The organism is Nocardioides sp. P5_C9_2 (assembly GCF_054049555.1).
Genome location: NZ_JBFUMD010000308.1, coordinates 1 through 4,834, shown reverse-complemented (window position 1 = coordinate 4,834; position 4,834 = coordinate 1). Strand labels below are relative to the sequence as shown.

The window sequence follows — 4,834 nt, the reverse complement described above, 5'->3', positions numbered from 1 at the left end:
AGCTGGAGCACCTGGCCGGGTACGCCGGGTCCCGGCCGGTCCGCATCGGCAACGGCGCTGTCGGGCAGCGCCAGACCGACGTGCTGGGCGAGGTGATGATCGCCCTGGAGGACGCCCGCCACGCCGGTCTGGAGGAGACGGCGCAGAGCTGGGCCCTCCAGCGCGCGCWGGTCGACGAGCTGGCGACCCACTGGGACGAGCCGGACAACGGCCTCTGGGAGATCCGTGGGCCGCTGCGGCACTTCACCCACTCGCGGGTCATGGTGTGGGTCGCCTTCGACCGCGCGGTCCGGGCCGTCGAGGAGCACGGGTTCCCCGGTGACGTCGACCGGTGGCGCGCCCTGCGCGACGAGGTGCACGCCGAGGTGCTCGCGCGCGGGTACGACGAGGAGCGGGGGACCTTCACCCAGCACTACGACACCACCGAGCTCGACGCCAGCCTGCTCAACGTCTCCCTGGTCGGCTTCCTGCCCGGTGACGACGAGCGCGTCCTGGGGACGATCTCGGCGATCGAGGAGGACCTCATGCACGAGGGCCTGCTGCGCCGCTACCGCACCCAGACCGGGGTCGACGGTCTCTCGGGCGGCGAGCACCCCTTCCTCGCCTGTTCGTTCTGGCTGGTCTCGGCCTATGCGCTCGCCGGACGCCGCGACGACGCGCACGCCCTGATGGACCGGCTCTGTGCGCTGGCCAACGATGTCGGGCTGCTCTCCGAGGAGTACGACGTCGACGCGGGACGCATGGCGGGCAACTTCCCGCAGGCCTTCAGCCACCTCACCCTGGTGCAGGCGGCCCTCGCGTTGCAATGACCGTGGCGACCGTGTCGCGGATTAGCCGCGGGACAGCGATCTCGTTCCCCAGCCGACCCCGCCCGCCACGGCGAACGGCCCCCGCCCCGCGTTCGCGCGCGGGACGGGGGCCGTTCAGGTGAGCTGGACTCAGCGGCGCACGCGGAGACGCAGCGTCTCGCGCGAGCGCTGGGTCTCGTCGTCGCCCAGGTAGCGCACGACGACGGTGTAGCGACCCGGCCGCAGGCCGGCGAGGCGCACGTTGGCCTTGCCGCCCTCGAGCCGGATGGTCCGCTTCAGGGCAGGCTTGCCCTTGACGGTGACCTTCACCTTGCCGTGGGCCTTGGCGCCGTCGGCACCGACCCGGACCTTCACCACGGGAGCCTTGCCGGGCTTGGTGGAGACCTTGGCCCGAGCATCCGAGGCGGCCTTGAGGACCTCGACCACGAGGGTCTTCTCGACGGTCGTGCTGGTGCCACCGGCGTACCGCACCGTCAGCGTGTGCTCACCGACGGTGGTGAAGACGGGCAGCGTGATGTTGACGACGCCGTTGGTGACCGGCGCGGACGCGAGCAGGGTCGACCCCTCGCGCACCTCGACGGTGCCGTCGGTGGCGTCCCTCTTGTCCCCGCGCATGACCTTCACGTGCACCATGGCGCGGGTGCGGTCGACGACGACCCGCTGCGGGGTCACCGACGCCTCGACGCTCGACGTCGGGGTGCCGGGCGGGGTGACCGGGGCGGTCGGGGTGTTGATGCCCACGATCTCCGGACTGTGGTCAGACGAGCGGTAGGGGTTCGGCGCGTACAGGTTGGTGACGTTGCTGTTGAAGCGGGCGTACTCGTAGTAGACCGACTCGTAGCCGTTGATGTCCCACACGTCGACCGCGTTGACGTCCTTGAGCGCGACCGCGTTGGCGAGCACGTGGTCGAGCGAGCCGATCTGGCCGTCGAAGTTGTAGGTCTCCTCGTCCGGCTTGCTGCTCGACTCGAGGTTGGTGTAGCCGGCCGCCTCGAGGACCTGGATCGGGTCCTCCTCGGAGTAGGCGTTGAAGTCGCCGGCCAGGAAGACCCGGCTGATCCCCCGCTGGGACTTGAACGAGTCGGCGAAGCTCACCAGGGCGTTGGCCTGGAGGACGCGCCGGTCGTTGGCATTGCCCTGACCGTTCGGGTCCGGCGTGCCGGAGCCCTTGGACTTGAAGTGGTTCACGATGACGGCGAAGGCGTCGGCGTCAGCCGCGCCGACCTCCTTGAAGGCCTGGGCGACGGGCTCGCGGGCGTCCTCGAAGGCCTCGCCGGCCGACGACTGGTCGCTGAGCACGATGGACTCACCGACGAGCGCGACGTGGGCGGGCTGGTAGATGAAGCCGTTGCGGATCACGTCCTGGTCGGAGGTCGGCGGCAGGATGCTCGCCGACGGGACGGCGGCCCAGGTGCCGGCGCCTGCGTCGGCGTTGAGGGCCGACACCAGCTCGTTGATCGCGAAGTCGCGGGGCTTGCCGAACTTGACCGAGTTCTCCAGCTCCTCCAGGGAGACGATGTCGGCGTCGGCGGTGTTGATGGCCGCGACGATCTTGTCCCGCTGGCGCTCGAGGTTCGCCTGGTTGGCGGCACCGCGGGGGCCGTCGGGGTCGCACCTGTTGTTGGTGATCGGGTTGCCGTCGCGGTCGCGGTAGTAGGTGCACGTGCCCAGTCCGGAGGCGACGAACTCCTCACCGGTCGTGGGGAAGAAGTTCAGGACGTTGAAGGTCGCGAGCTTCACGTCGCCACCCACGGCCTCGGGGGCCGCCGGTCGCGTCTGCTCGACGTTGATCGTCCCGGTGGGTGCACCGACGACCTGCGCCTGCGGGAGGMCCCGCCATGCGTTGAAGCCGTAGGTGAAGATCACCGGCTTGGGGAAGGTGAGGCCCGCACCGACGCGCACGGTGTGGTCCGCGGTGAACCACGGGAACGGCTGGGTGCTGTTCTGGGTCGTGGAGAACGTCATGCTGGACGCGTCGTCCAGGATGATCCGGTGCGCGTCGTTGTACCTCTTGCGCTCGGCGACCAGCGCGGTCGCCTGGGCGTCGATGACCTCGGTCGGCGCGACGAGGGGCTTGTCGCTGTTGGCCGCGACCCCGATCTCGCCGCGGAAGGAGGACGAGTTGGAGCCGTCGCTGTAGTAGGGCCCGCCGTCGTACACGTCGGTCGCGGTCCACGGGGCGGTCGGCTGGAACAGCTCACCCTCGGCGACCTCGCGCGCCTCGTCGAGAGCAGCGCCGGACAGGCAGTCCGTGCCGGGGAGGGCGCAGTCGGTGCCGGGGACCTGGGTCTTGGGGGTCACCCTGCCGAGCGAGGCGACCGGCACGACACCGGACTGGCTGGCCACGACCTGGGTCGCGCCGGAGAACTCGGCGACCTGGCCGGTCACCTGGACGGAGTCGCCGACGGCCGGGTAGGTCGTGAAGCCGCCGGTGCCGCCGTACACGAAGACGGCGTCGGACGCGTCGGCGGTGTCGGCTCCCGGGGTCTGGAGGTAGAAGCCGTTGAGCCCACCCGTGGGGTACGACGCCGTGACGACGCCCTGCGTCTTGACGTTCTGGCCGACCAGCGGGGACGTCGCGCCCGTGCCCTGGATGTCGGCGACCGGGATCAGGGCCGCAGCTGCGGTGATCGTGTAGGTGAACGTCACGTCGTCGGTGGCCGGAGTCGCAGCCGAGTCGGTGGCCGTGGCTGTGACCTCGTAGGTGCCTGCCGTCGTCGGGGTCCCCGACACGACACCGTCGGGGGCAACGGTGACGCCGGCGGGCAGGCCGGTGGCGGTCCACGTGTACGGCGACGTGCCGCCCGTGGCCTCCAGGGTGACGTCGGCGACCGGCGAGCCGACCTGGCCGGTCTGGTCACCCGGGGAGGTGGCCGCGAGGGGCCCGGGGGCCACGGGCTCAGCGTTCTGCGGGTCGGGCGTGCCCTCGACGAAGTCAGTGGCGTTGTTGTCGGTATCGGCCCCACCGACGCGGGAGGCAGAGGTCGTGATGGTCAGCGCGACGCCCGTACGAGTGGTCTCGTAGGTATCGGCGGTCGTCCCGAAACCGACGGTGTCGACGAGTCCGCCGGTGCTCACACCTGCGACGTCGGCGCGAGCCGTCACCGGGTCGGTGGAGCTGGCGAGGAAGACGATGCCGCCCGACTGCGAGAGGTTGAGGCCCACGGTGGCATCCGGGATGGGCAGGGCCGGGGTGTCGGCGACCGTCCCGGCGTTGCCCGACTGGATCAGGAAGTGGTCACCAGCGGCGACGCTGCCCGTCAGCGCGGCCGGAGCAGCTGTGGCGCCGGTGCTGGACTTGTACTGGACCGACCACCCGCTGAGCGAGACAGCGGTGTCGGTCGGGTTGTAGAGCTCGATGAAGTCGTGGGTGTAGCTGGGCGACCCGGTGCTACCGCCGCCGCCGCCGTACACCTCGCTGATGACGAGGTCGGTCCCGGCCGGGTTGGCCGTGGCGGTGACGGGGATCGCGACGAGGCCGGTGGCCGCGACCGCGAGGCCGGCGAGCAGGGCGCTGCGCCGGAAGGGGGGACGTGCGGACATGAGTTCTCCGAGTGGGGGGTGGTGGGTGAGGACGTGCTGGGTGACGCGAAGCAGTGGGGGCCCGGCTGAGCCGGACCCCCACTGGTCGATCAGTGCTTGACGCGGATCGTGAACTTCTCGCTGGTGCCCGCGAACGTGTCGTTCCCGCGGAACGTCACCTTCACCTTGTACTTGCCGGGCTTGGCGAACTTGCGGACCTTGACCTTGGCCACGCCGTTCTTGACCTTGGCGTTGTACTTGTGGCCGGCCACCTTGACCGTGACGCGGCCCTTGGCGGGCAGGTCCACGGCGGACTTGACCTTGACCTTGATCCGGACCTTGGTCTTCGCGGCCTTGATCATCCGGGCCTTCTTCGGGAAGACCTTGTGCGCCAGCGTCGGCGTGGTGAGGACGACGCCGCGAGCCAGCGTGGTCTTGGAGTCCTGCGCGATGATGCGGAACTCCTTGCCGCCGCGGACCGTGAAGACCGCCCGGGCCTTGCC

Annotated in this window: 3 protein-coding genes; 1 reads left to right on the top strand and 2 read right to left on the bottom strand. The window is 70.5% G+C overall.

The features are described from left to right. On the top strand, positions 1 to 809 hold an 809-nt coding region (locus ACXJKL_RS14675), incomplete at its 5' end, for a glycoside hydrolase family 15 protein (protein WP_457207784.1). 129 nt (positions 810 to 938) lie between these two features. Here the strand turns inward: ACXJKL_RS14675 and ACXJKL_RS14670 are convergent. Further along, positions 939 to 4,352: an ExeM/NucH family extracellular endonuclease gene (locus tag ACXJKL_RS14670; protein ID WP_457207783.1), complete on the bottom strand. Its 3,414-nt coding sequence runs from the start codon at positions 4,350 to 4,352 to the stop codon at positions 939 to 941. Between the two features lie 89 nt (positions 4,353 to 4,441). Next, positions 4,442 to 4,834 (bottom strand): hypothetical protein (locus tag ACXJKL_RS14665; RefSeq protein WP_457207782.1); only part of this gene is annotated, 393 nt, incomplete at its 5' end.